Raw genomic sequence first — 25,168 nt, forward strand, 5'->3', positions numbered from 1 at the left:
CCAACACGGGCCGCCCCGGGGGGGGCGCCGCCCCCCCCACCCCGCCAGCCCGGGCGCCCGCCGCCCCGGCCCCGCGCCCCCCCCGCGCGTGGGCGACCAGGACGACCGCGACCGACGGCTCGCCGAGGCCGTCGAAGGCGTCGACCCCTCCGAGGTGACCTCGCTCGCGGACGCCCTCGACACCTTCCTGGAGATGCCGCTCGACGCCGAACAGGAGGACGACGGGCTGCCCTTCTCCCCGGACGCGCGCGTGCGGTTCGCCCGCCTGGCCGCCGAACTGCGCGACCTGCGCCGCTCGCTGGCCGACCCGCTCATGGACGTCCTGCACCGCGTCCTCGCCGTGACCGGCCTGGAGGTGGAGCTCTCGGCGTCCCCGCACGCCCTGGCCGCCCGCCGCCGCGAGACCCTCTCCAACTTCCTGGACATCGCCGCCTCCTTCGCCGCCGGCGACGGCGAGGCCACCCTGCTCGCCTTCCTGGGCTTCCTGCGCACCGCCGCCCAGTACGAGAAGGGCCTCGACAACGCCCTCCCGGGCGGCGAGAACACCGTGAAGGTCCTCACCGCCCACAAGTCCAAGGGCCTGGAGTGGGACGTCGTCGCCGTCCCCGGCCTGGTCACCGGCACCTTCCCCAGCACCCAGGGCCGCGAGAAGTGGACCGCCCAGGGCAAGGTCCTGCCGCACGAACTACGCGGCGACGCCGACACCCTGCCCGACGTCGACGCCTGGGACTCCCGGGGCCTCAAGGCCTTCCAGGAGGCCATGAAGGAACACCAGCACACCGAGGAACTCCGCCTCGGCTACGTCACCTTCACCCGCCCCCGCTCCCTTCTCCTCGGCTCCGGCCACTGGTGGGGCCCCACCCAGAAGAAGCCCCGCGGCCCGTCCGACTTCCTGCGCGCCCTCCACGACCACTGCGTCGCCGGACACGGCGAGATCGAGGCGTGGGCGGACGAACCCGCCGAGGGCGAGGAGAACCCGGCCCTGCACACGGCGACCGCCGACCAGGTGTGGCCGCTGCCCCTGGACGAGGCGTCCCTGGCCCGGCGCCGGGCGGCCGCCGAAACGGTCCTCGCCCACCTGGAGGAGCTCGCCACTCACGAGGGCGGCGCCGCCACGCACGACCCGGACAGCCACGACGACCCGGAGTGGCCCCCGCCGCCGGACGACGAGGACCTGCCGTACGAAGAGGAGGATCCGTTCGCTCAGGAGAACCCGGCCGACTGGGACGCCTGGTCCACGGACCGCCCGACCGTCCCGCACCAGGCGGCTGCTCCGGAGGGAACCGGGAACCAGGGCGCACACCCGCACCCCGCCCCACGGAAATCCGCTGCCGAGGGCCCCCGCGCCGCCGCCCCCACCCGCCTCACCCCGGAGGAGGCCCGCACCCTCGCCTCCTGGGACCGCGACCTCGACGCCCTCACCGGCGAACTCCTGCGCGCCCGGCAGGCCGTCACGGACGTCCCCCTCCCCGCGTCCCTCACCGCTTCCCAGGTGCTGCGCCTGGCCACCGACCCGGACGGATTCGCGCAGGAACTCGCCCGCCCCATGCCACGCCCCCCACAACCCGCCGCACGCAGGGGCACCCGCTTCCACGCCTGGGTCGAGGCCCGCTTCGAAGAACTGACCCTCCCCATGCTGGAGCCGGAAGAACTGCCCGGCAGCGAGACCGAGATCGCCGACGAACGCGACCTGGAAGCCCTCAAGGAAGCCTTCGAACGCACCGAGTACGCCCACCGCACACCCCACCGCGTCGAGGCGCCCTTCCAGCTGGCCATCGCCGGCCGTGTGGTCCGGGGCCGCATCGACGCCGTCTACAAGGAAGACGACGGCGACAGGACGACGTACGAGATCGTCGACTGGAAGACCAGCCGCTCGCGCACCGCCGACCCCCTCCAGCTCGCCCTGTACCGGCTCGCCTGGGCCGAGCAGCAAGGCGTGCCCCTGGAGTCCGTCGACGCCGCCTTCCTGTACGTACGCACTGGTGAGGTTGTACGACCGGACGGCCTGCCGGACAGGTCCGCACTGGAGCGGCTGCTGCTGGACGAGCCGGCCGCACAAGCAAACTGTGAGGAACCGCCCACCGAGGATGTCGGTGCGGGCCGATAGGCTCGTGACCATGAGCCAGCCCGTTGACAGTGCCGTCAGCGCCGTCCGTACGTACATCGAGCAGCACCGCGCCGCCTTCCTCGACGACCTCGCCGAGTGGCTGCGCATCCCGTCCGTGTCGGCCCAGCCCGACCACGCACCCGATGTACGACGCAGCGCAGACTGGCTCGCCGCCAAACTCAAGGACACCGGCTTCACGACCGCAGAGGTCTGGGAGACACCGGGCGCCCCGGCCGTCTTCGCCGAGTGGCCCGCCAGCGACCCCGCTGCACCCACCGTCCTCGTCTACGGCCACCACGACGTGCAGCCCGCCACCCGCGAGGACGGCTGGGACAGCGACCCCTTCGAACCCGTCGTCCGAGAGAACCGTCTCCACGCGCGCGGGGCGGCCGACGACAAGGGGCAGGTGTTCTTCCACACACTCGGCGTCCGCGCCCACCTCGCCACCACCGGCCGCACCGCCCCAGCGGTGCACCTGAAGCTGTTGATCGAGGGCGAGGAGGAGTCCGGCTCCCCCCACTTCCGCAGCCTCGTCGAACAGCACGCCGGCCGGCTCGCCGCCGACGCCGTGATCGTCTCCGACACCGGCATGTGGTCCGAGGACACCCCCACCGTGTGCACCGGCATGCGCGGCCTCGCCGAGTGCGAGATCCACTTCTTTGGCCCCGACCAGGACATCCACTCCGGCTCCTTCGGCGGCGCCGTCCCCAACCCGGCCACCGCCGCCGCCCGCCTGGTCGCCGCCCTGCACGACGAACACGCGCGCGTGGCGATCCCCGGCTTCTACGACGGCATCGTCGAACTCACCGACCGCGAGCGCGAACTCTTCGCCGAACTGCCCTTCGACGAGCAGCAGTGGCTGCGCACCGCCAAGTCGTACGCCACCCACGGCGAGGCCGGACACACCACCCTGGAGCGCATCTGGGCCCGCCCCACCGCCGAGGTCAACGGCATCGGCGGCGGCTACCAGGGCCCCGGCAGCAAGACGATCATCCCGTCCACGGCCATGGTGAAGCTCTCCTTCCGCCTGGTCGCGGGCCAGGACCCCGACCACATCGAGAAGGCCGTCCGCGCATGGGCCGCCGAACAGATGCCCGCCGGGATCCGGTACGAGATCACGTTCGCCGCGGCCACCCGCCCGTGCCTGACACCGCTGGACCACCCCGCGCTGCAGTCCGTCGCCCGCGCGATGGGCCGCGCCTTCGACAAGCCCGTCCGCTTCACCCGCGAGGGCGGCTCAGGACCCGCCGCCGACCTCCAGGAAGTCCTCGGGGCACCCGTGCTCTTCCTGGGCATCTCCGTCCCCTCCGACGGCTGGCACGCACCGAACGAGAAAGTCGAGCTCGACCTGCTCCTCAAAGGCGTCGAGACCAGCGCATACCTGTGGACCGACCTCGCCGACACCTGGCGCCATGCACCCTGAGCGTGCCGCGCCGTCCGGAGCGGCACGCCGTGCGGGGCACACTGAAAGGGCCGCCCCGCCCAGCTCCGCCGGATCCGTTCGCCTCCCGTCGTCCGTACCGCCGTACCGCCCGCCGAAACAATCCGTTCCACTGGGGGAGTTGGAAGCACCCGTGACCACCTGGACCGACCACACCGCCGACCGCCCCATCTCCCTCACCGCGCCCAGCGGCATCGACCGCGCCGCCCACCACCGCCTCGACGAGGCCTGGCTCGCGGCGGCATGGAGCCACCCCACGACCCGCTGCTTCGTCGTCTCCGGCGGTCAGGTCCTCATCGACGAGACGGCCGACGGCCGCACCGAACTCGTCATGACCCCCTCCTTCGAAGCGCCCCTGACCGAGGCCCACCGCTACTTCCTGGGCACCGACGAGGAAGGCGTCAGCTACTTCGCCCTCCAGAAGGACGCACTGCCCGGCCGCATCGACCAGTCCGCACGCCCCGCGGGCCTGCGCGAGGCCGGCCTCCTGCTGTCCCCCCGCGACACGGGCCTGATGGTGCACGCGGTCGGCCTGGAGAACTGGCAGCGCACCCACCGCTTCTGCTCCCGCTGCGGCGAACGCACCGTCATCGCCGCCGCCGGCCACATCCGCCGCTGCTCCGCCTGCGGCGCCGAGCACTACCCACGCACCGACCCCGCCGTGATCATGGCCGTCACCGACGAGGAGGACCGCATCCTGCTCGGCCGCCAGGTCCACTGGCCCGAAGGCCGCTTCTCCACGCTCGCCGGCTTCGTCGAACCCGGCGAGTCCATCGAACAGTCCGTACGACGCGAGGTCTTCGAGGAGGCCGGCATCACCGTCGGCGCGGTGGAGTACGTCGCCAGCCAGCCCTGGCCCTTCCCCTCCAGCCTCATGCTCGGCTTCATGGCCCGCGCCACCTCCACCGACATCAACGTCGACGGCGACGAGATCCACGAAGCCCGCTGGTTCTCCCGGGACGAACTGGGCGCCGCCTTCGAAGCCGGCGAGGTACTGCCTCCCTACGGCATCTCCATCGCCGCCCGCCTGATCGAGATGTGGTACGGCAAGCCCCTGCCGACGAGGAGCTTCGTCTGAGCCCGACGCCGCGATGACAGACCCGTACCGGAACCACAGCGTCCACTACCGCCCCGTCGTCCTCGCAGCCGTCCCCGACGGCTGCCGGACGGCCGTGGACGTCGGATGCGGCGACGGGCTGCTCGCACGCAAGCCGGCACAGCCGACTGATGGCAAACGAGGCCCGGCCGGGATGCCCGTCAAGGACTTGGCCATGCACTGGGACTAACCACAAGAGGGCGGTTCCTGAACCCCCCAGGAACCGCCCTCCGAACAAAACCGTGCAGCGCCTACGCGCCGATCTTCTGCTTCACCTGCGCCAGCGACGGATTCGTCAGCGTCGAACCATCCGGGAACAGCACCGTCGGCACCGTCTGGTTTCCGCCATTCGCCTTCTCCACGAACGCCGCGGAATCCGGGTCCTGCTCGATGTTGATCTCGTTGTACGCGATGCCCTCACGGTCCATCTGGCTCTTCAGCCGACGGCAGTAGCCACACCACGTGGTGCTGTACATCGTCACAGTGCCCAGCATGTCTCTCGCGCTCCTCAGCTGCTCGGGGATGCTTGGTCGCAGTCATGGAACGTACTTGAAACAGCCACCATTCCCGCACGCGGTACCGCACCGGACGTGACGCCTGCCGCATTAGTACGACTGCAGGTACCTGCCTGTGGACAACCACCGCACCCGCCTCCGCCGACCTGGCAGCATGGCCATGTGACAGCAGCAACGCACTCCACGCTCTTCCCGCAGGTACCGGCCACACCCGACGCCGTGCTCGAAGGGCTCGACCCCGAGCAGCGCGAGGTGGCCACCGCCCTGCGCGGACCGGTGTGCGTCCTGGCCGGCGCCGGAACCGGCAAGACCCGCGCGATCACCCACCGCATCGCCTACGGAGTCCGCGCCGGAATCCTCCAGCCCTCCAGCGTGCTCGCCGTCACCTTCACCAACCGCGCCGCCGGCGAGATGCGCGGCCGGCTGCGCCACCTCGGCGCCGCCGGAGTCCAGGCCCGCACCTTCCACTCGGCCGCCCTGCGCCAGCTCCAGTACTTCTGGCCGAAAGCAGTCGGCGGCGCCATGCCCCGGCTCGTCGACCGCAAGATCCAACTCGTCGCCGACGCGGCCGCCGCCTGCCGCATCCGCCTCGACCGCGGCGAACTGCGGGACGTCACCGCCGAAATCGAATGGTCCAAGGTCACCCAGACCGTCCCCGCCGACTACGCCCCCGCCGCCGCCAAGGCCGGCCGCGACACCCCCCGCGACCCGGCCGAGATCGCCCAGCTCTACTCCGTCTACGAAGACCTCAAACGGGACCGCTCCGTCATCGACTTCGAGGACGTCCTGCTGCTCACCGTCGCCATCCTCCAGGACCGCCACGACATCGCCGACCAGGTCCGCTCCCAGTACCAGCACTTCGTCGTCGACGAGTACCAGGACGTCAGCCCCCTCCAGCAGCGCCTGCTCGAACTGTGGCTCGGCGAACGGGACAACCTGTGCGTCGTGGGCGACGCCAGCCAGACGATCTACTCATTCACCGGAGCGACCCCCGACCACCTCCTCGACTTCCGCACCCGCCACCCCGGAGCCACCGTCGTCAAACTCGTCCGCGACTACCGCTCCACCCCCCAGGTCGTCCACCTCGCCAACGGCCTCCTCGCCCAGGCCCGAGGCCGCGCGGCCGACCACCGCCTCGAACTGATCTCACAACGCGACCCGGGCCCCGAACCCGGCTACACCGAGTACACCGACGAACCCGCCGAAGCCGAAGGCGCCGCCCGCCGCATCCGCGAACTCATGGACGCCGGCGTCCCCGCCGGCGAAATCGCCATCCTGTTCCGGACGAACTCCCAGTCCGAAACCTACGAACAGGCCCTCGCCGACGCCGGAATCCCCTACCAACTGCGCGGCGCCGAGCGGTTCTTCGACCGCCCCGAGGTACGCAAGGCGGGCATCGCCCTGCGCGGCGCGGCACGCTTCGGCGGCAACGACTCCCTCCTCGACGACGCCGTCGACCTGCCCTCCCAGGTCCGCGCCGTGCTCTCCGGGGAAGGCTGGACCCCTCAGCCCCCAGCAGGCTCCGGCGCGGTCCGAGAACGCTGGGAGTCCCTCGCCGCCCTCGTGAACCTCGCGCACGACTTCGCCGCCGCCAAACCCGCCGCCACTCTCGGCGACCTCGTCGCCGAACTCGACGAGCGGGCGAGCGCCCAGCATGCCCCCACCGTCCAGGGCGTCACCCTGGCCTCCCTGCACTCCGCGAAGGGCCTCGAGTGGGACGTCGTCTTCCTGGTCGGCGTCGCCGAGGGCATGATGCCGATCACCTACGCCAAGACCGACGAGCAGATCGAGGAGGAACGCCGCCTCCTCTACGTCGGCGTCACCCGGGCCCGGGAACACCTCCACGTCTCCTGGTCACTGTCCCGCTCACCCGGCGGCCGCCCCAACCGCCGTCCCAGCCGCTTCCTGGACGGCCTGCGACCGGGCTCCAACGCCACCGCCGGCCGCACCGCGGCGAGCGGCGCGGGAGGAGTCGAGCCCGGCTTCACCCGTAGACCGGACGCCGTACCCCGCCGCACCCAGCGCACCCCGGCGCGCTGCCGGGTCTGCGGGCGCACCCTCACCGACGCCGGCGAGATGAAACTGATGCGCTGCGAGGACTGCCCCACCGACATGGACGAGGGCCTCTACGAGCGACTGCGCGAATGGCGCGCGGACCAGGCGCAGCGCAGCGGACAGCCCGCCTTCTGCATCTTCACCGACAAGACGCTGATGGCCATCGCCGAGGCCGCCCCCGACGAGGAGGGCGAACTGGCGCGGATCCCCGGCGTCGGCGTACGCAAGCTCAACCGCTACGGCGCCGACGTCCTGGCCCTCTGCGCAGGCCGCGAACCCGGAGAACAGGACGAAGGGGACTGATTCAAACTCGTCGAAAAAATAGTTTGCGCATGCCCCAGCAATCCCCATAGGTTCTTATCCACGGGGACGGAGGCCTTCTCGAAGGCCCCGATTCCGTGCTCTACTTGCATATCCGTCGGACTGGCTCACCCCCAGTCCCCCGAGACGCCGAGAGGAGGCGATTGAAGTGATCAGCATCAGCACCCGCTCCATCAGCACCGCCAAACTGACCGATCGCTCGGTCGTCTCCACGTGCATGCTCGGCGCCTCGAACCAGGGCACCGGTCTGTCCGGCATTCGTGCCGGTCGCCTGGCGTCCGCCCCCGTTTCTCTCGCGGTTCTTCCTATCCGTGAGCGCAATGAGCGACCGACCAAGGCACTGGAAGCAGTAGTGGCACAGGCGCAGGCCTATGCCTTTACGGCGGCCGGTGCCGGCAGCCGGAAGCAGACGACGCAGCACCACCTGATGTGGGCCTTCCGTGGGCCAGAACCCTGGAGTGATCCAGCCTGATCGTCGATCAGGCCGGCGCCTTCAGGGCCGCGGAACCCCATCCGGGATCCGCGGCCCTTCTGTTTTCCCCGAACGGGGACGACGGAGCGAAGGGGCCTCGGGACAAGAGCTGAACCCGGTACCAGCCGCCACCCGGTCCAACAGGACCGGAACGACCAGACGAGGAAGACGAACCGTGCAACTCGAAGCGCACGCCCCGTCCGTACCGCCTTCCGAAACGATCCCCCCGCCCGGCCTCACGGAGGACTCCACCTTGATCCCGCTCACTGCGCTCACCGCGCTCGACGACGCCATCGAGAACCTCGGCGTACCCGTCCCCTGCCGCTCCTACGACCCGGAGGTCTTCTTCGCCGAGTCGCCGGCCGACGTCGAGTACGCCAAGTCCCTCTGCCGTACCTGCCCGCTGATCGAGGCCTGCCTCGCCGGCGCCAAGGAGCGGCGTGAGCCCTGGGGCGTCTGGGGTGGCGAGCTGTTCGTCCAGGGAGTCGTCGTCGCCCGGAAGCGGCCGCGTGGCCGCCCGCGCAAGAACCCGGTCACAGCATGAACATCACCGGAACAATCGACCGCCCCCTCACGAACGACCCCAAGAAGCAGGCCCCGATGAAGCCGTCCACCAACGAGCCCGCCGGCTCCGCGATCGAAGATTTCACCACCACAGGCGCGACGGGCTCGCGTCAGAACAGGACCCGAGACATGCAACTCCTCCAAGAAGCCCTGGCTCGCGCGCATATGCGCGAGCGACTGCATGAGGCCGAGCAGGAACGCCAGGCAGTGCGCCTGGCGAGCGCCCGCCGGATGCAGCACCGGGCCGAGCGCGCCTCGCGGCGCGCCCGCCGGGCGCTCGCCATGGCGGTCATGCAGTAACCGATCACACCTGAAGCGGTGGCCTCCCGACCCCGGGAGGCAGTAGCTCCCCGCGGGGGCCGGTCCGTCCGAACGGACCGGCCCCCGCGGTGCGTTGTGCCCGCGATCCGCCCACCGCGGAGTTATGGTCACCGGGTGACGAGTCTTCCCGGAGGCAGTGACGACTCAGGCTCCCCCGCGGAGCCCCAACCCCTGGTGTGCGGCCGCTGCGGCGCCCGCGCGGGGGGTCCGCAGCCCACCTGGACCTGCTCCGTGGAAAACGGCGCCCGCCAGTTTTTCTGCGACCGCTGCTCGCGGGAGAACCTCAGGGCGATCGAGGGGCGGCTGGACTCGGCCTGGTGGTGAGACCGTTCCTCTGGGGGCCTCCCCCCCGCCCCCGCCCCACCCCAACCTCCTCGGACGCGCAGCCCCGATCAAGCCTCCGCGGCCGGCTCCTCCTCAGCGGCATCCTCCAGGGCGAACCCCGGGAGCCACTCCTCCAGTTCCTCGCGCAGCCGCACCGTCGATCCCAGCTGGCACAGCACGCCGATTGTGCTCAACGTCACCCGGTGTATCAGGAGGTACGCCGGTGGCAGGTTCAGCTGCTTGCCCAGCTGGTAGGCGGGGGAGCGGGGATCGGCGATGCGGGCCGCCTGGCTGCGCATCCAGCCGCGGGTGAAGGTGAACTCGTCGACCCGGGCCGGTTCGATGATCGGCAGGAGGTAGTCGAGGACGGCGCTCGGGTCGAGCTCGATTGAATCCTTGACGAAGCCCTCGGCGCAGAGGAGTTCGTAGACGGCCTCCGCCTCGCCGTCGAGGGTCATGCGCAGGGAGTCCCCGATGGGGGCCGGCAGGCCGCCAGGGAGGCGGTCGACCGTGCCGAAGTCCAGTACGCCCAGACGCCAGTCGTCCTCGCCGCCGGGGCCGCCGGGCAGTAGTCGGAAGTTGCCCGGGTGCGGGTCGGCGTGCAGCAGGCTGGTGCGGGCCGGGCCGGAGAAGAGGAAGCGGGCCAGGAGCTGGCCGGCCCGGTCGCGCTGCTCCCGGGTGCCGTCCGAGACGATCTCCGAGAGAGGGATTCCGTCGATCCACTCGGTGATCAGAACCTGGTCGCACTGGTGGACCACACCCGGCACCACCACGTCCGGATCGTCCGTGAACTCCTCGGCGTGGGCCTGCTGGGCCTGGGCCTCCAGACCGTAGTCCAGTTCCTCCGAGACACGGTCCCTGAGTTCCGCGATCAGGGGCTTGATGTCCATGCCGGGGATCAGTGGGCCCAGCAGGCGGGCGAAACGGCTCAACTGGTTCAGGTCCGACAGGAGGGCCTCGCCGGCACCCGGGTACTGCACCTTGACCGCCACCTCGCGGCCGTCGTGCCACACCCCGCGGTGGACCTGCCCGATCGAGGCCGCCGCGGCGGGCTTGTCCTCGAACTCGAGGAACAGGTCGGGCCAGTCCTGGCCGAGCCGCTCGCCGAGCACGCGGTGCACGGTGCTGGTCGGCATGGGCGGCGCCGCCTCCTGCAGCTTCGTCAGCGCCGCACGGTAGGGGCCGGCGACCTCCTCGGGCAGCGCCGACTCGAAGACCGACAGGGCCTGGCCGAACTTCATGGCCCCGCCCTTGAGCTCGCCGAGCACCTTGAACAGCTGCTCCGCCGTGCGCTGTTGCAGCTCGCGGCCGACGATCTCCGCGGACTCTCCGACGATCCGCTTGCCCAGTCCCCAGGTCGCCCGTCCGGCGAAGCCGAGCGGGAGCGCGGCCAGCTTGGCGGTCCGGGTGACCGCCTTGCGGGGAAGATCAGACATGCGCCCTCCAGGTCCCTGCCGGCCTCGCTGCTTGTGCCGTACGGCACAGCTCCTTCGGCGACCGTTGCCTCCCCATTGTCTCGTGTGACTCCTCGTCCTCGGAGGTGTGTTCTCCCTTACCTTTCTCCGCCGCCCCGCAGGGGCATGCCGGATGCGCCCAGACCGGTCGTGCATGCCAGGTCAGAGCGGGCAGGGACACCTCCCAGCGTGCTCCGGCACTCGTCGGGACCCGGCCGTCCAGGAACGCGAGCGCATGTGCGGCCGCCAGCCCTGCCACCGTCGTGGCCAGCGTCAGGTCGCAGGGCCGCGCCTGGCGGGGGGCGCCGGAGCGCCACTGCGCGACCAGCCGGGGCCAGGCCGGATCCCGGTCGGTGCGGCCCTCGTGCAGACAGCCGGCGCAGCCCGTCTCCCCGGGCAGGACGAGGGGTCCGACGACGCCGGTCGCCTCCACGACGCCGGCGTACAGATGCGGCGTGCCCGAGGCGATGAGGGGTTCGGCGGTGGAAGGGGCGGGGGCATGGACGGCGACGTCGTCGCGTGGGGCGAGGATCACCAGGGAGAAGCCGGGTTCGCCGTCCGGGGGCGGGGCCGTGTGGTTGCGGCGCGGGGGGCGGTCCGGGGCGGAGCGGCGTACGGCCTGCCGGGCGGCTTCGTCCCTGCGGCCGCCGATGGACTCGGGGGGCAGTCCGCCCGGCGCGACGTCGCCGGCCTCGACCCGGCCGACGTCCCGCACCTCGACCTCTCCGATGCCGGCGCCCGCCAGCAGTGAGGCGAGCACCGAGCCGACCCGGCCCGCACCCCGTACCTGCACCCGCAGTGAGCGGCGCGCGGCCAGGCGGCTGATCGCGTCGCCCGGTTCGGTGGTGGTCAGGGACAGTGAGGCGAGGTCCGGGCGCAGCCTGGCGAGGACGTCCTTCTTGCGGCGCAGTGCGTCGGCGGCCGGCCCGCCGCCCTTTGCGTCGTCCAGGAGGCCGGCCCGTGCCAGCCGCTCCACCAGTTTGTCGACATGGCCGTCGGGCAGGTCCATACGGCGTCCCTCCTCGCGCAGGAGGGGCAGTCCGCGGGTGCCGTTGAGCAGGTCGAGAAAGCTGCCCGTTGCCGTGTCCACCGGTCCCAGGGTCAGTGCGTGCGCCGGCGCCATTCCGAACTGCACGGTGTTGAGATCGCGCCAGCCGCGCCGGAGCGCCGGCTTCACCAGCGGCGCGAGCGGAACCATTGCATCCATGACAGGCCCCCGTAGCCCTCGTTGAACATTCCTGTCCGCCGGTGGAGCCCGGTCGGCGGGTGGCCGATGGTCGGTCGACGGTCCGTCGTGGCTGTGCCGGCGGGAACCAGCATGCCCGGGCGGGCGGATGGGTGCCGAAAGTTGTCCACAGGCGGTGGATATTTGTCATATAAATCAAACGCTTGGTGGCGGATCGAGACGGAACCGTCCGGGAGTCGGGACTTCCCCCGTGTGCAGCGGGTAACGTCGGGGCGTGCCCGCCGACCCACTGCACCGCGCCGGAATGCCACAGCGCAGTACGACGAGCCAGCCGCCGAGCGGCTCGGGGGCGAGCGCGATCGAGGTCCGCAGGAGCTCCCGTCGACGCAGGACGGTCTCCGCGTACCGCGAGGGCGATCGCACCGTCGTGCTCATCCCTGCCCGGATGTCCGAGGCGGAGGAGCAGCGCTGGGTAACCGTCATGCTCGACAAGCTGGCCGCCCAGGAGAGCAAGCGGGTCCTCGGTGACGACGAGCTGGCCGAGCGGGCGGAGCGGCTGTCGGGCCAGTACTTCGACGGGCGCGCGCGGCCCACCTCGGTGCGCTGGGTCACCAACCAGAACACGCGCTGGGGCTCGTGCACCCCGGCCGAAGGCAGTATCCGTCTGTCGCACCGGCTGCAGGGCATGCCCGAGTACGTCGTCGACTACGTCCTCCTCCACGAGCTCGCGCATCTGCTGGTGCCGGGACACGGTCCGCGTTTCTGGCGGCTCCTGGAGGCGTATCCGCGCACCGAACGGGCCCGGGGTTACCTCGAAGGGGTGGTCGCCGCGGAACGGTTGCCGCACCTGCCGGGGGCGCGCGGGGAGTGACGGCCACTGTGGGGCGGTGGTTGTGTACCGGGTCTGTACCGACTTCATCCGGTGTCCGAGTTAGCCGTTAACCTGGCGCGACGCACTCACATTCGGGATGGGGGACGGTCGTTACGCATGGCCAGGGAATTCCAACGCGGCCACAAGGCCAGGATTAGTGACCTCACCGCGGGCACCGATCTGTATGTAGGCGTGCAGATCAGCGGCCCCGGACTGACCTTCGACATCAGTTGCTTCGGTCTTGACGCCGACGAACGGCTCTCGGACGACCGCTATTTCGTCTTCTTCAACCAGCCGAAGTCTCCCGAGGAGTCCATTCAGCTGCTGGGCGCCCAGGCGGGCGACACCGAGTCCTTCCGGGTCACGCTCGACCGGATCCCGGCGCAGATCCAGAAGCTGTCGTTCACGGCGACGCTCGACGGCGCCGGGCAGATGTCGCAGATCGCCCCCGGGTACATCCGTATCGTCGCGGGCGGCGAGGAGGTGGCCCGGTACTCCTTCAACGGCTCGGAGTTCTCCACCGAACGGGCCGTCATGCTGGGCGACCTCTACCTCAAGGACGTGTGGCGGTTCGCGGCCGTCGGGCAGGGCTTCGACGGCGGCCTGGAGGCGCTGCTGAAGAACTTCGGCGGCGAGGTCATGGAGGAGGAGGCACCTGCGGCGCCTGCTCCGCAGCTGCCCCAGACCAGTGCCGCTCCGAGCTTCGCCCCGCCCGCTTTCGGTGCCCCGGCCGCCCCCGCTCCGGCCCCCGCGCCCGCCCCGGCCCCGCAGGGCTTCGCGCCGCCCCCGGCGCCGACTCCGCCCCCGGTGCCCGCACCCGCGCCGAATGTGCACGCAGCGCCCACCATCGTCGCGCCCATGTCCCCGCCCGGCGGCGGCCAGGTGCACCCACCGGCCCCGGCGCCCGCGCCCTACGGCCAGCCGCCCCAGCAGCCGTACGGCCAGAGCGCACCGCCGCCGCCCGGGTACGCCCAGCCCCCGGCTCCGCAGGCCCCGTACGCCCCGGGCCCGCCGCCCGGCTACGGTCAGCAGCAGCCGCCGTTCGGGCAGGTCCCGGGGCAGCAGGCGCCCTACGGCGCGCCTCAGGGCGCCCCCCAGGGCGGCGCCGGGGTGAGCGCGGCGCTCCAGATGTTCAAGGAGACACCCACCGGGCAGCGCTGGACGCAGCAGAACAGCAAGCTGATCCGTGTGGACCTCGGCATGGGCGGGCAGCCCGTGCTCGCCCGGCAGGGCAGCATGGTGCTCTACCAGGGCAAGGTCGACTTCGGCTACAAGGGCGCCGGATTCGCGGGCCGGATCGTGGGCAATGCGACCGGCCAGGAGATGCAGCTGATGCGCTGCACCGGCCAGGGCCAGGTCTTCCTCGCCGAGAACGCCACCTATCTGCACCCCGTCGAGCTCCAGGGCGACGCGATCTGCGTCTCCGCCGAGAGCGTCCTCGCCTTCGACGAGGGTCTCCAGTACGAGGTCCGCCGCATCGAGGGCCACGGCATCCCCGGGGGCGCGCTGTTCACGATGCAGTTCCAGGGCACCGGCACGATCGTCGTCAAGACGCACGGCACGCCCGTGGTGCTGCCGGTCACGCCGACCACGTTCGCCGACGCCAACGCCGTCGTGGCCTGGTCGGCAGCCTCCCAGGTGATCGTCTCCAGCCAGGTCCGCATGCGCCGCAACGCCTATCCGGGCGACACCGGCGAGAGCGTCAACCTGCAGTTCCGGGGCGCGCCCGGCAACTTCATCGTCGTCCAGCCGTACGAGGTCTGAGGGAGCCCGTCATGAACCAGCCACTCGCGGGCTACGCCCCCGCACCCGTCACCGCCCGTATGGAGACCCATGGCGACCACATGCTGAAGGTCGCCATGCAGACCGGAAACGACATCCTCGCGCGCGTGGGCTCGATGATCGCCTACGAGGGCTTCATCCAGTACGAGCCCAACCCGCCGGCCGTGCGCCAGATCGCCCGTGACTGGATCACCGGCGAGGGTGCGCCGCTGATGAAGTGCTCCGGCGACGGACTGCTCTACCTCGCCGACTACGGGGCGAACGTCGTCGTCATCAACCTGGGCGGCGACGGGATCTCCGTCAACGCCACCAACCTGCTCGCGTTCGACGCGCACCTCACCTGGGGAGTCGAGCGGGTCAAGGGGCTGGCGAAGTTCGCCGGGCAGGGACTGTGGAACACCAAGATCTCCGGGCAGGGCTGGGTCGCGCTGACCTCCCGGGGCAAGCCGATCGTCGTCGACTGCGGCGGCGGCGAGGACGAGACATACGTCGACCCGGACGCGCTCGTCGCCTGGTCCCCGAACCTGAAGGTGAAGGGCAAGCGCAGCTTCAAGGCGCAGTCGCTGATCGGCCGCGGCAGCGGCGAGGCCTACCAGATGGCCTTCTCCGGTCAGGGCATCGTCGTCGTCCAGCCCAGCGAGGACAGCACCGACCGCCTGCGGTTCCGGGGCTGAGGGGGAGCCAGAGACACCATGCAGAGTCCGCTTTTCGCTTTGAACGACTCGCAGTCCCAGGAGCGCTACAGCCTGCAGAACAAGCAGCTGCTGCGCGTCACCCTGGAGGGCCACGACGACATCCTGGCCCGCAAGGGCACCATGGTCGCCTACCAGGGCCTCGTCGAGTTCGACGCCGAGTACCAGAGCAACAACCAGGCACGCGCACGTGCCTACACCGGCGAGGGCCTCAGCCTGATGCGCTGCCACGGGCAGGGCACGGTCTACTTCGCCAACCTCGCGCAGCACATCCATGTGGTGGACGTGGAGCAGGACGGCCTGACCGTCGACAGCAGCTACGTCCTCGCGATGGACTCCTCGCTGCACCACGAGGTCATCGCCGTCGACAGCCTCTACGGCATCTCCGGCTCGGGGAAGTACCAGCTGAACATCACCGGCCGCGGCAAGGTCGCCCTGATGACCTCGGGCGCGCCGCTGATGATGCAGGTGACGCCCGACAAGTACGTCAACTGCGATGCCGACGCGATCGTCGCCTGGTCGACCGGGCTGCGCGTCCAGATGCAGGCCCAGACGCATTCCTCGGGTGTGTGGCGGCGCCGCGGAAACACCGGCGAGGGCTGGGAGCTCAGCTTCATGGGCAGCGGCTACGCGCTCGTCCAGCCGAGCGAGCTGCTGCCGCCGCAGAACGCCCAGATCGGGCAGGGCCTCGCCGCGCAGTTCGGGATGGGCCAGCAGGGGGCGCGGGCGCAGAACCAGGGGAACGTCTGGAGCTGAGCGTCCGGAACACGAACGTAAGGGGCGCCCGCCAGTGCGGGCGCCCCTTACACGTCGAGGCTCACAGCCTCGCGCGCGTCGCTTGCAGCAGCCGTACGACCGACTCGTCGGCCACGTCCGCCACCTCGTCGTAGGCGAACCAGCGCAGGTCGAGCGACTCGTCGCTGATTTCGTGGACCGCCCCGGACGGCGCCAGGACGGCGTACTGGACGTCGAAATGCCAGTGGCAAGGCGCCGGAATGGAATGCCGGTCCAGCCGCACCGGGCCGCCCGGAAGCAGCGTCAGTCCCGCGATCCCGGACTCCTCGGTGGCCTCGCGCAGTGCCGCGGCATCCAGGGTGGGGTCGCCCGGCTCGCAGTGGCCGCCCATCTGCAGCCACATCCGCAGCTTCCTGTGCAGAGTGAGCAGAACCCGCTCACGCGAGGCGTCGATCACCAGGGCGCTCGCCGTGACGTGACCCGCGTGACAGGCCTTCCACATGCCGTCGGGATGGGCCGCCAAGTGGTCCAGATACGCCTGGCGCAGCTCTTCCTGGTCCTCGTACCCCTTCAGGACGAGGACCGCGTCGTCGTACAGGCTCACTCGGTGTCGTCGCCCTTGTCGTCGCCCTTGTCGTTGTCCTGGGAGGCGTCGTCCTTCTTCAGGTTCGGCTTCTCCGCGGAGCCGCCGCCCGCCGCCTCGCCGAGCATCTTGTCCAGCTCGGAGAAGTCCAGCTGTTCGCGGTGCACGAAGCCGTCCGGGTCGTCCAGGTCGGAGGCCGTCGGCAGCATGTCCGGGTGCGACCACAGGGCGTCCCGGCCGTCCACCCCGCGCGCGTCCGTGAGCGAGGCCCACAGGCGGGAGGCGTCGCGCAGGCGGCGCGGGCGCAGCTCCAGGCCGATCAGCGTGGCGAACGTCTGCTCCGCGGGCCCGCCCGTGGCACGGCGGCGGCGCAGGGTCTCACGCAGCGCGTCCGCGGACGACAGACGCGGCTTCGCCGCCGCGTGCACCACCGCGTCCACCCAGCCCTCGACGAGCGCCAGAGCCGTCTCCAGACGGGCCAGGGCCGCCTTCTGCTCCGGGGTGTCCTCCGGCTGGAACATGCCCTGCTGGAGGGCGTCCTGCAGCTGCTCCGGGTTCTGCGGGTCGAACTGGCCGACCACGTCCTCCAGCTTGGCCGTGTCGACCTTGATCCCGCGCGCATACCCGTCCACCGCGCCGAACAGATGCGAACGCAGCCACGGCACATGCGCGAACAGACGCTGGTGGGCGGCCTCGCGCAGGGCGAGATACAGCCGCACCTCCTCCTTCGGCACGCCCAGGTCCTTGCCGAACGCCTCGATGTTCACCGGCAGCAGCGCGGCCTTGCCGGCCGGCCCGAGCGGCAGGCCGATGTCGGTGGAACCGACGACCTCACCCGCGAGCACCCCGACGGCCTGCCCGATCTGGGTGCCGAACATCGCGCCGCCCATGGAGCGCATCATGCCGATCAGCGGGCCCGCCATGGCCTGCATCTCCTCCGGCAGGACATCGCCCATCGCCGCGCCGACCCGCTCGGCGACCGGGTCGACGAGCTCCTGCCACGCGGGCAGCGTCGCCTCGACCCACTCCGCACGGGACCACGCCACCGCGGAGCCGGCGCCGGACGGCAGCGACGTCGCGTCGTCCAGCCACAGGTCGGCCAGGCGGACGGCCTCCTCGACCGCGGTGCGCTCGGCTGAGCCGACACTCGCGTCCTTGGTGCCGTCAGGGGTGCCCTGGGAGACCGTCTGGCGGGCGATCTGCTTGGCCATCTCCCAGTTCACCGGGCCGCCCTCGTACGAGAGCATCTGGCCCAGCTGCTGGAAGGCGGCGCCCAGGTCGGTGGGGTTCAGCGAACCGAACATGGCAGCGAGCGGATTGTCCGCACCGGGGCCGCCGAAGCCTCCGGCCCCCGGCAGCCCGCCGAAACCGAACGGGTTGGCCGGTCCCTGACCACCACCGCTCTGCTGGTCCTTCTTCTTGCCCTCGTCGCCGTCTTCCGGCTCCTCCGGCGGAAGGCCGAATCCGAATGGGGTGTCACTCACGGGATTCCTCGGCTGGTAAGGCCGCCGGGTTTCCTCCGACGGCACGGCTGCCCGATAACACCACCCAGCGTAGACACCATGGGCGGTTCGGGCCTCGGTGCTTCGCCGACTCTCGGCCTGCGGCAGGATGGATGCCACCTGGTACGGACGCGTCACTCGCGTTCTTACTGAAGACAACCGCTGGAGACGCCCGGTGAGTTCCCCAGATCCGCAGGTTCGCGCAGCGCGAAACGAGTCAACCAGTTCCGCCACGCGCGGGCCCGTCGTCGCGGTCACCGGCGCCGCGTCCGGCATCGGCGCACTGCTCACCGAACGGCTCGTCGCCTCCGACGAGATCAAGCAGGTCATCGCGATCGACGAGCGGCGCGGCGAGTGCGCGGGGGCGCAGTGGCACATCCTGGACGTACGGGATCCGGCCATCGCGGACAAGCTGCGGGGCGCCGACGTGGTGGTGCACCTGGCGCTCGACCTGGATCTGGAGACCGATCCCGCCGCCCGTACGGCCTACAACGTACGCGGGACGCAGACCGTGCTGACCGCGGCCGCCGCGGCCGGTGTCCACCGGGTCGTGCTGTGCACGTCCGCCATGGTGTACGGGGCGCTGCCGGACAACGAGCTGCCGCTGTCCGAGGACGCGGAGCTGCGGGCCACGGCCGAGGCCACCGGCGTCGGGGACCTCCTGGAGATCGAGCGGCTCGCCCGGCGCGCGCCGCGCGCGCACCCGGGGCTCAATGTCACCGTCGTACGGCCCGCGGTGCTCGTCGGAGGCACCGACACCGCGCTGACCAGGTACTTCGAGTCGCCCCGGCTGCTCGTTGTCGCCGGGTCGCGGCCCGCCTGGCAGTTCTGCCACGTCGAGGACCTGTGCAGCGCCCTGGAGTACGCCGTCCTGGAGAAGGTCGACGGGGAACTCACGGTGGGGTGCGACGGCTGGCTGGAACAGGAGGAGGTCGAGGAGCTCAGCGGGATCCGGCGGATGGAACTGCCGTCGGCCGTCGCCCTCGGTGCGGCGGCCCGGCTGCACCGGATCGGCCTGACACCGTCCCCGGCCGGGGACCTCGCGTACACGATGTACCCCTGGGTGGTCAGCGGAAGCCGGCTGCACGACGCGGGCTGGCGGCCGCAGTGGACCAACGAGGAAGTGCTCGCGGAGCTCCTGGAGGAGGTCTCCGGCAGGCACACCGTCGCCGGCCGCAGGCTGGGCCGCAAGGACGCGACGGCGGCCGGGGCCGCGGGTGCCACGGTGGCGCTGCTGGGCGCGGCGGCGGTGGTGCGCAGGGCCCGCAAGGCCCGCCGCCGGATCTGAGAGCGAACCTTGTAGGAGGCTCCAAGCCCGCACACGCGCGTGCCGGGTGAAACGTCTGTTCCGGGTTGTCGGCGGCGTACGGCACGATGGAGGCATGGCACCCAGCAACGACCACCCCGGCGAGCGGACAGCGCAGGACCCGATCAAGCTGATCGCCGTCCGTGAGACCGCGCTCTCCCTGGACGAGGTCTTCCAGGCCGTCGGGGACGACGCCGCCGGCGGGACCGCTCTGTTCGTGGGCACCGTCCGGAACCACGACGGGGGAGCCGATGTCGACCGGCTCGGCTATTCGTGCCACCCCAGTGCCGAGGCCGAGATGCGGCGGATCGCCGAGAAGGTCGTGGCCGGATACCCGGTGCGGGCCCTGGCGGCCGTACACCGCATCGGTGACCTGGCCGTCGGGGATCTCGCCGTGGTCGTCGCCGTCTCGTGCCCGCACCGGGGCGAGGCCTTCGAGGCCTGCCGGAAGCTGATCGACGATCTCAAGCACGAGGTGCCGATCTGGAAGCACCAGACCTTCTCGGACGGAACAGAGGAATGGGTGGGGGCCTGCTGAGCGGATGGGAGCCTGCTGAGCGGTGGGGGCCTGCTGAACCTCCTCCGCCACACCCGGGTTGCGTAACCGCACCCCTGGCGTCAGCGTTCTCAGTGTGACTGGTTAATCTGCTGATCAGTCAGTTCTTGCGGTCGCTCACTGGGGTCGGGAGGTCGGCATGGGGGCGCTCCTGTGGTTGTTGATTCCGCTCATGGCAGCGATCGGAGCCGGTCTGTGGGGCAGTTGGGCCAACCGGACCCGCAAGGTCCGCGGGGACGGGCCCGAGCTCGACGGGTACGCCCGCTTCCGTGAGGCCATGGAGAAGCCGCCCTCCCGTACGTGACATGACAGAGGTGGGGCTGACGGTGCGCTGACAGGACCTTCCCGTACTGTCTTGGCATGCCACGCCGCACCGCGACGATGCTCGCCTCCACCCTGATGCTGATCGCGCTCCTGTGCGCGGGAGTCTTCATTCCCGTGCCGTACTCGGAGATGTCCCCGGGACCCACGGTCAACACGCTCGGGAACCACGACGGCGAGCCGGTGCTGCAGATCTCCGGGCGCAAGACCTACGCGGCCGACGGCCACCTCAACATGACGACCGTGCGGGTCACCAGTGCCGACTACAAGATGAACCTCGTCGAGGCCGTCTACGGCTGGCTGGCCCACGACAGCAAGGTCGTGCCGCACGACACGCTCTACCCGGACGGCAAGACCGAGGAGCAGTCGACCCAGGAGAACGCCGAGGAGTTCAGCCAGTCCCAGGAGAGCGCCAAGGTCGCCGCCCTCAAGGAGCTCGGCATCCCGGTGAAGAGCTGGGTGATCGTCTCGACCGTGGTCAAGGGTTCCCCGGCGCAGGGCCGGCTGCACGCCGGAGACGTGATCAAGGCCGTGGACGGTACGGCCGTGAAGCAGCCCTCCGACGTCGCCAAGCTGGTGACCAAGCACCAGCCCGGCGAGAAGGTCGACTTCACGATCGTGCCCGCCAAGGAGAAGGAGGCCGCCGAGAAGAAGAACACGACGGCGACGACGACCCGCGACGTCACGATCACGACCACCACCTCCGACGACAGCGGCAAGAAGCGCGCCATCGTCGGGATCTCCGCGGGGACCGATCACACCTTCCCGTTCACCATCGACATCAAGCTCGCCGACGTCGGCGGTCCGAGCGCCGGTCTGATGTTCGCGCTCGGCATCTACGACAAGCTCACCCCGGGCAACCTGACCGGCGGCAGGTTCGTGGCCGGCACCGGCACGATCGACGACAGCGGCAAGGTCGGCCCGATCGGCGGCATCGAGATGAAGACGGTCGGCGCGCGCGACAAGGGCGCCCAGTACTTCCTGACACCGGCCGACAACTGCAAGGCCGCCGCCAAGGACACCCCCAGCGGGCTCACCCTGGTCAAGGTGAACACCATCGAGGACGCCCTCGGCGCGCTGAAGGACATCCGCACCGGAAAGACCTCCGCCCTGCCGAAGTGCACGACCAAGTAGCCCGAAGGGCTACGGCGGCCTACTCCTCGAAGGTCGCGGCCAGCGCCTGAGCCAGGCCCGGCACCAGGTCGGAGCCCGTGAGGACCTCTGTCGGGGCGTCCTTCTCGCGCAGCCGCAGCGCAGAGTCACGGGCACCGTCGCGCAGCACCGCCACCGTCATCCGGACCTCCTGACGGTCCGGGTGCCCGGCCACCCACTTCGCCAGCCCCGCCTCGTCCAGCCCCTCGGGGACCTGGGACTCGGCCGAGGGCGGCAGCATCAGCCGCTCCACCGTGAGCGCGCAGCCGGCCACCGCGTCGGGCCAGGCGATGGTCGCGAGGAACTCGTCCAGCGGCTTGCCGGCCGGGATCTCGTCCTGCTCGACCGGGGTGAGTCCGGTGGTGTCGGGCTCGTCCGCAAGGCCCAGCTGGGCCGCGAGTGCGGGCTCCTGGGCCCGCAGCCGAGCGGTGTCTACGAGGGCGAAGAGGCGGGCGGGCTGGTCCCAGCCGAGGCCGGAGGTGTACTCGTCGATCTCGAGTACGGCCCGGGTGAGGGGGCTCGCTGCCATGGGAGTGTTGGACATGGTCACAATCCTGCCTCGTTCATGGCCGGAATCGGGAACCGAGTAAACGGTGAGTAAGTTGCATAGGTGTGGGCCCGCGATCACGGGGGGCCACGGAGGGGCTCACGAACACGCGGGGGCCTGACGAACCGACAGCGACTTCGAGGTGCGCACCTTGGCTTTCCAGATGCCGGACCGCGGCGGAGGCCCGACGGGGCCACGGATCAGAGTGGGCCGCCCGTCCCGGCGAGTCCGGACCCTGCTGATGACACTGGGCGTCCTCGCCGTCCTCGGCATGGCGTTCACCATGTTCGCGGGCTTCTGGACGGACTGGCTCTGGTACCGCTCCGTGAAGTACTCGTCCGTCTTCACCACCACCCTGTGGACCAAGATCGGACTGTTCTTCGTCTTCGGTCTGCTGATGGCCCTCGCGGTCGGGGTCAACATCTGGCTCGCGCACCGGCTGCGGCCGCCGCTGAGCGCCATGTCCATGGAGCAGCAGAGCCTGGACCGCTACCGGATGGGCATCGCCCCGTACAAGACCTGGCTGCTGCTCGGGATCACCGCCCTGGTCGGTCTGATCGCCGGCGCCTCGGCGTCGAGCCAGTGGCGCACCTGGCTGATGTGGGTCAACGGCGTGCCCTTCCACCAGAAGGACCCGCAGTTCCACCTCGACGTGTCCTTCTACGCCTTCGACCTGCCCTGGTACCGCTTCCTGCTCGGCTTCGGCTTCGCCGCCGCGATCCTCTCCCTGATCGCCGCCGCGCTCACCCACTATCTGTACGGCGGTCTCAGGATCACCTCCCCGGGCGCGCGCGCCACCGCCGCCGCGACCGGCCACCTCTCGGTGCTGCTCGGCATCTTCGTCGCCCTGAAGGCCGTCGCCTACTGGCTCGACCGGTACGGCCTCGCGGTCAAGTCCAGCGACTTCAAGGCGACGGACAACTGGACGGGCCTCAGGTACGTCGACGCGAACGCCTATCTGCCGGCGAAGACGATCCTGTTCTGCATCGCCGTCATCTGCGCGCTGCTGTTCTTCGCCACCCTGTGGCGCCGCACCTGGCAGCTGCCCGTGATCGGCTTCGGCCTGATGGTGCTCTCGGCGATCCTCATCGGCGGGCTCTACCCCGCGATCGTCCAGAAGTTCCAGGTCCAGCCCAACGAGCAGGCCAAGGAAGCGCCGTACGTCCAGAAGAACCTCAAGGCGACGCGTGAGGCGTACGGCATCGACGACACCAAGGTGACCGACTACTCGGGCACGAGCACCACCAAGGACAAGACGAAGCTGCGCGACGGCGTCGACGACGCCGCGAGCATCCGCATCCTGGACCCGAACATCGTCTCGCCGACCTTCCAGCAGCTCCAACAGATCAGGAACTACTACGCGTTCCCGAACAATCTGGACGTCGACCGCTACAGCAAGGACGGCAAGGAGCAGGACACCGTCATCGGTCTGCGCGAGCTGAACCTCAACGGCATTCCGAAGAACAACTGGATCAACGACCACTTCCGCTACACCCACGGCTACGGAGTGGTTGCAGCCAAGGGCACCGAGGTCGAGGACGGCCAGCCCGTCTTCACCGAGTCCGACCTGCCGTCCACGGGCGACCTCGGGAAGTACAAGCAGCAGATCTACTACGGCGAGAAGACCACCACCTACTCGATCGTCGGCGGTCCCCAGCAGGAGATCGACTACTCCGACGACAGCGGTGAGAAGACCACCAGCTACAAGGGCAACAGCGGCGTCAACCTCGCCAACCCGATCAACCGGGCCGCCTACGCGGTCGCGTTCAACGAGCCGCAGATGCTCTACTCCGGGGCGATCGGCAAGGGGTCGCGGATCCTGTACAACCGCACTCCCAAGGAGCGCGTCGAGGCGGTGGCGCCCTGGCTGACCATCGACGGCGACGCCTATCCGGCGGTGGTGCACGGCCGTATCCAGTGGATCGTCGACGCCTACACGACGACCAACGGATACCCGTACGCCTCCCGGACGACCCTCGGCGACACCACCGCCGACTCGCTGACCGCGACCAACACCAACCGCGCGGTGGTGGCCCAGCAGAACCAGGTCAACTACATCCGCAACTCGGTGAAGGCGACCGTCGACGCGTACACCGGCGAGGTCAAGCTCTACCAGTGGGACACCGCGGACCCCGTCCTGAAGACGTGGATGAAGGCGTTCCCGGGCACGGTGAAGCCGAAGCAGGACATCTCGCCCGAGCTGCAGGCCCACTTCCGTTACCCGCAGGACCTGTTCAAGGTGCAGCGCGAGCTGCTCAGCCGCTACCACGTGACGGACGCGCAGACCTTCCTCACCGGCAGCGAGGTGTGGCAGGTGCCGGACGACCCGACGAACAAGTCGGGCAACGCGGTGCCGCCGTACTACCTGAGCATGAAGATGCCCGGCCAGTCCTCGCAGGCGTTCTCGCTGACGACGACCTTCACGCCGAACGGCCGGGACAACCTCAGTGCGTTCATGGCGGTCGACGCCGATGCGAGCACCGGTGACTACGGCAAGATCAGAATCCTGAAACTGCCGACGAGCACGACCGTCGACGGACCCAAACAGGTACAGAGCAAGTTCAACTCCGAACAGAACATCGCCGCGGCGATCAAGCTCCTCAAGGGCGGCGACTCGGACATCGAGTACGGCAACCTGCTGACGGTGCCGCTCGACGGAGGACTGCTCTACGTGGAGCCGGTCTACGTACGCGGTGGTGGACTCAAGTACCCCCTGCTGCGCAAGGTGTTGGTGACCTACGGAGGCAACACCGCCTTCGAGGACACCCTCGACCAGGCCCTCAACAAGGTCTTCGGGGCGGAGAGTTCGACCCCGCCGCCGTCGGACACGGGGACGACCCCGCCGCCGACGTCGAACAACCCGACGGTCCAGCAGGCGCTGAACGACGCCCAGAAGGCCTTCGACGCCGGCCAGGAAGCCCTGAAGAAGGGCGACTGGCAGGCCTACGGCCAGGCGCAGAAGGACCTCCAGGACGCCCTCAAGCGGGCCGAGGACGCGCAGTCCAAGGCCGGCAGGACGAGTGGCGGCGGCAACACGAGCAGCAGTCCCGGTCCGAGCGGCAGTCCGAGCCCGAGCGGCAGCTCCGGCAGCGGCTGATCATGTCCACCCCGCGCCGTGGTACGGTTGCCACACAACGACGCGGGGTGGAGCAGCTCGGTAGCTCGCTGGGCTCATAACCCAGAGGTCGCAGGTTCAAATCCTGTCCCCGCTACTGCAGTCGAAGGCCCGGCAAAAAAAAAAAAAAGGCCAGACTGGTGGGGGAAA

At 70.3% G+C, this 25,168-nt stretch carries 24 protein-coding genes and 1 tRNA gene; 19 read left to right on the forward strand and 6 right to left on the reverse strand.

Features of this window, described 5'->3' with window-relative positions; translation table 11 throughout:
* From ACWC1K_RS48845 to ACWC1K_RS48860, 4 genes are all read left to right on the forward strand, one after another.
* Positions 1–2,107: PD-(D/E)XK nuclease family protein (locus ACWC1K_RS48845; RefSeq protein WP_450840469.1), on the forward strand; the 2,107-nt coding region annotated here is incomplete at its 5' end.
* 10 nt (positions 2,108–2,117) lie between these two features.
* Entirely contained in the window at positions 2,118–3,530 is a 1,413-nt protein-coding gene (locus ACWC1K_RS48850; RefSeq protein ID WP_450840471.1) for a dipeptidase, read from the forward strand.
* A gap of 151 nt (positions 3,531–3,681) precedes the next feature.
* A complete protein-coding gene (gene nudC / locus ACWC1K_RS48855) occupies positions 3,682–4,626 on the forward strand; it encodes an NAD(+) diphosphatase (protein WP_450840473.1) in 945 nt (314 codons plus the stop codon).
* A 13-nt stretch (positions 4,627–4,639) separates the two neighbouring features.
* The gene (locus ACWC1K_RS48860; RefSeq protein WP_450840474.1) at positions 4,640–4,834 is read left to right on the forward strand and encodes a hypothetical protein; all 195 of its coding nucleotides are present in this window, start codon (positions 4,640–4,642) and stop codon (positions 4,832–4,834) included.
* 61 nt (positions 4,835–4,895) lie between these two features.
* On the opposite strand, the gene ACWC1K_RS48865 is transcribed toward ACWC1K_RS48860, so the two are convergent.
* Positions 4,896–5,138 carry a mycoredoxin gene (locus tag ACWC1K_RS48865; RefSeq protein WP_266959828.1) on the reverse strand — a complete coding sequence of 81 codons (243 nt, stop codon included), beginning with the start codon at positions 5,136–5,138 and terminating at the stop codon, positions 4,896–4,898.
* A gap of 183 nt (positions 5,139–5,321) precedes the next feature.
* On the opposite strand from ACWC1K_RS48865, the gene ACWC1K_RS48870 reads away from it, so the two are divergent.
* The 5 genes from ACWC1K_RS48870 (at position 5,322) to ACWC1K_RS48890 (ending at position 9,216) form a co-directional block, all read left to right on the forward strand.
* Positions 5,322–7,517 carry an ATP-dependent DNA helicase UvrD2 gene (locus ACWC1K_RS48870; RefSeq protein WP_450840476.1) on the forward strand — a complete coding sequence of 732 codons (2,196 nt, stop codon included), beginning with the start codon at positions 5,322–5,324 and terminating at the stop codon, positions 7,515–7,517.
* A gap of 166 nt (positions 7,518–7,683) precedes the next feature.
* The gene (locus tag ACWC1K_RS48875) at positions 7,684–8,007 is read left to right on the forward strand and encodes a hypothetical protein (RefSeq protein WP_450840478.1); all 324 of its coding nucleotides are present in this window, start codon (positions 7,684–7,686) and stop codon (positions 8,005–8,007) included.
* A 175-nt stretch (positions 8,008–8,182) separates the two neighbouring features.
* A complete protein-coding gene (locus ACWC1K_RS48880; protein ID WP_010984500.1) occupies positions 8,183–8,551 on the forward strand; it encodes a WhiB family transcriptional regulator in 369 nt (122 codons plus the stop codon).
* On the forward strand, positions 8,548–8,871 hold the full coding sequence (locus ACWC1K_RS48885; protein WP_450840480.1) for a hypothetical protein: 324 nt from the start codon (positions 8,548–8,550) through the stop codon (positions 8,869–8,871). The genes ACWC1K_RS48880 and ACWC1K_RS48885 overlap by 4 nt, the downstream gene beginning before the upstream one ends.
* 135 nt (positions 8,872–9,006) lie before the next feature.
* On the forward strand, positions 9,007–9,216 hold the full coding sequence (locus ACWC1K_RS48890) for a hypothetical protein (RefSeq protein WP_450840482.1): 210 nt from the start codon (positions 9,007–9,009) through the stop codon (positions 9,214–9,216).
* 68 nt (positions 9,217–9,284) lie between these two features.
* On the opposite strand, the gene ACWC1K_RS48895 is transcribed toward ACWC1K_RS48890, so the two are convergent.
* Together ACWC1K_RS48895 and ACWC1K_RS48900 are read right to left on the reverse strand one after the other, a co-directional pair.
* Positions 9,285–10,652 carry an ABC1 kinase family protein gene (locus tag ACWC1K_RS48895; RefSeq protein ID WP_450840484.1) on the reverse strand — a complete coding sequence of 456 codons (1,368 nt, stop codon included), beginning with the start codon at positions 10,650–10,652 and terminating at the stop codon, positions 9,285–9,287.
* Positions 10,645–11,877, reverse strand: a complete 1,233-nt coding sequence (locus ACWC1K_RS48900) for a TOMM precursor leader peptide-binding protein (protein ID WP_450840485.1) — start codon at positions 11,875–11,877, stop codon at positions 10,645–10,647. The genes ACWC1K_RS48895 and ACWC1K_RS48900 overlap by 8 nt, the downstream gene beginning before the upstream one ends.
* Positions 11,878–12,130: 253 nt before the next feature.
* On the opposite strand from ACWC1K_RS48900, the gene ACWC1K_RS48905 reads away from it, so the two are divergent.
* From ACWC1K_RS48905 to ACWC1K_RS48920, 4 genes are all read left to right on the forward strand, one after another.
* The gene (locus ACWC1K_RS48905) at positions 12,131–12,727 is read left to right on the forward strand and encodes a M48 metallopeptidase family protein (protein ID WP_450840487.1); all 597 of its coding nucleotides are present in this window, start codon (positions 12,131–12,133) and stop codon (positions 12,725–12,727) included.
* Positions 12,728–12,844: 117 nt separating this feature from the next.
* Positions 12,845–14,491, forward strand: a complete 1,647-nt coding sequence (locus ACWC1K_RS48910) for a TerD family protein (protein ID WP_450840488.1) — start codon at positions 12,845–12,847, stop codon at positions 14,489–14,491.
* 11 nt (positions 14,492–14,502) lie between these two features.
* Positions 14,503–15,183 (forward strand): AIM24 family protein, encoded by a 681-nt coding sequence (locus ACWC1K_RS48915; protein ID WP_450840490.1) that lies wholly within the window; start codon positions 14,503–14,505, stop codon positions 15,181–15,183.
* 18 nt (positions 15,184–15,201) lie between these two features.
* The gene (locus ACWC1K_RS48920) at positions 15,202–15,957 is read left to right on the forward strand and encodes an AIM24 family protein (protein WP_450840492.1); all 756 of its coding nucleotides are present in this window, start codon (positions 15,202–15,204) and stop codon (positions 15,955–15,957) included.
* 61 nt (positions 15,958–16,018) lie between these two features.
* On the opposite strand, the gene ACWC1K_RS48925 is transcribed toward ACWC1K_RS48920, so the two are convergent.
* The gene (locus tag ACWC1K_RS48925) at positions 16,019–16,540 is read right to left on the reverse strand and encodes an NUDIX hydrolase (RefSeq protein WP_450840494.1); all 522 of its coding nucleotides are present in this window, start codon (positions 16,538–16,540) and stop codon (positions 16,019–16,021) included.
* Positions 16,537–18,003 carry a zinc-dependent metalloprotease gene (locus ACWC1K_RS48930; RefSeq protein WP_450840496.1) on the reverse strand — a complete coding sequence of 489 codons (1,467 nt, stop codon included), beginning with the start codon at positions 18,001–18,003 and terminating at the stop codon, positions 16,537–16,539. The genes ACWC1K_RS48925 and ACWC1K_RS48930 overlap by 4 nt, the downstream gene beginning before the upstream one ends.
* Before the next feature lie 193 nt (positions 18,004–18,196).
* Here ACWC1K_RS48930 and ACWC1K_RS48935 point away from each other — a divergent pair, with 193 nt between their 5' ends.
* The 4 genes from ACWC1K_RS48935 to ACWC1K_RS48950 all read left to right on the forward strand — a co-directional run bounded on the left by ACWC1K_RS48935 (position 18,197) and on the right by ACWC1K_RS48950 (position 21,338).
* Positions 18,197–19,309, forward strand: a complete 1,113-nt coding sequence (locus ACWC1K_RS48935) for an SDR family oxidoreductase (protein WP_351474624.1) — start codon at positions 18,197–18,199, stop codon at positions 19,307–19,309.
* Between the two features lie 94 nt (positions 19,310–19,403).
* Positions 19,404–19,865, forward strand: a complete 462-nt coding sequence (locus ACWC1K_RS48940) for a molybdenum cofactor biosynthesis protein MoaE (protein WP_450840498.1) — start codon at positions 19,404–19,406, stop codon at positions 19,863–19,865.
* A 190-nt stretch (positions 19,866–20,055) separates the two neighbouring features.
* Entirely contained in the window at positions 20,056–20,187 is a 132-nt protein-coding gene (locus ACWC1K_RS48945) for a hypothetical protein (RefSeq protein ID WP_398957665.1), read from the forward strand.
* Between the two features lie 56 nt (positions 20,188–20,243).
* Positions 20,244–21,338 carry a YlbL family protein gene (locus tag ACWC1K_RS48950; RefSeq protein WP_450840500.1) on the forward strand — a complete coding sequence of 365 codons (1,095 nt, stop codon included), beginning with the start codon at positions 20,244–20,246 and terminating at the stop codon, positions 21,336–21,338.
* 19 nt (positions 21,339–21,357) lie between these two features.
* On the opposite strand, the gene ACWC1K_RS48955 is transcribed toward ACWC1K_RS48950, so the two are convergent.
* A complete protein-coding gene (locus ACWC1K_RS48955) occupies positions 21,358–21,900 on the reverse strand; it encodes a PPA1309 family protein (RefSeq protein WP_450840502.1) in 543 nt (180 codons plus the stop codon).
* Positions 21,901–22,066: 166 nt separating this feature from the next.
* On the opposite strand from ACWC1K_RS48955, the gene ACWC1K_RS48960 reads away from it, so the two are divergent.
* A complete protein-coding gene (locus ACWC1K_RS48960) occupies positions 22,067–25,000 on the forward strand; it encodes a UPF0182 family membrane protein (RefSeq protein WP_450840503.1) in 2,934 nt (977 codons plus the stop codon).
* A gap of 41 nt (positions 25,001–25,041) precedes the next feature.
* Positions 25,042–25,115: transfer RNA gene (locus ACWC1K_RS48965), tRNA-Met, on the forward strand.
* The last annotated feature ends 53 nt before the right edge of the window (positions 25,116–25,168 follow it).

This window comes from Streptomyces sp. NPDC001492, from assembly GCF_053597275.1.

Excerpts from the sequence above, each read along its gene's own strand:
- ACWC1K_RS48895 (WP_450840484.1), bottom strand. The coding sequence starts at position 10,652 with ATGTCTGATCTTCCCCGCAAGGCGGTCACCCGGACCGCCAAGCTGGCC.
- ACWC1K_RS48955 (WP_450840502.1), bottom strand. The coding sequence starts at position 21,900 with ATGTCCAACACTCCCATGGCAGCGAGCCCCCTCACCCGGGCCGTACTC.
- ACWC1K_RS48850 (WP_450840471.1), top strand. The coding sequence starts at position 2,118 with ATGAGCCAGCCCGTTGACAGTGCCGTCAGCGCCGTCCGTACGTACATC.
- ACWC1K_RS48860 (WP_450840474.1), top strand. The coding sequence starts at position 4,640 with ATGACAGACCCGTACCGGAACCACAGCGTCCACTACCGCCCCGTCGTC.
- ACWC1K_RS48920 (WP_450840492.1), top strand. The coding sequence starts at position 15,202 with ATGCAGAGTCCGCTTTTCGCTTTGAACGACTCGCAGTCCCAGGAGCGC.
- ACWC1K_RS48915 (WP_450840490.1), top strand. The coding sequence starts at position 14,503 with ATGAACCAGCCACTCGCGGGCTACGCCCCCGCACCCGTCACCGCCCGT.
- ACWC1K_RS48950 (WP_450840500.1), top strand. The coding sequence starts at position 20,244 with ATGCCACGCCGCACCGCGACGATGCTCGCCTCCACCCTGATGCTGATC.
- ACWC1K_RS48960 (WP_450840503.1), top strand. The coding sequence starts at position 22,067 with ATGCCGGACCGCGGCGGAGGCCCGACGGGGCCACGGATCAGAGTGGGC.
- ACWC1K_RS48900 (WP_450840485.1), bottom strand. The coding sequence starts at position 11,877 with ATGGATGCAATGGTTCCGCTCGCGCCGCTGGTGAAGCCGGCGCTCCGG.
- ACWC1K_RS48945 (WP_398957665.1), top strand. The coding sequence starts at position 20,056 with ATGGCAGCGATCGGAGCCGGTCTGTGGGGCAGTTGGGCCAACCGGACC.
- ACWC1K_RS48865 (WP_266959828.1), bottom strand. The coding sequence starts at position 5,138 with ATGCTGGGCACTGTGACGATGTACAGCACCACGTGGTGTGGCTACTGC.
- ACWC1K_RS48940 (WP_450840498.1), top strand. The coding sequence starts at position 19,404 with ATGGCACCCAGCAACGACCACCCCGGCGAGCGGACAGCGCAGGACCCG.
- ACWC1K_RS48910 (WP_450840488.1), top strand. The coding sequence starts at position 12,845 with ATGGCCAGGGAATTCCAACGCGGCCACAAGGCCAGGATTAGTGACCTC.
- ACWC1K_RS48885 (WP_450840480.1), top strand. The coding sequence starts at position 8,548 with ATGAACATCACCGGAACAATCGACCGCCCCCTCACGAACGACCCCAAG.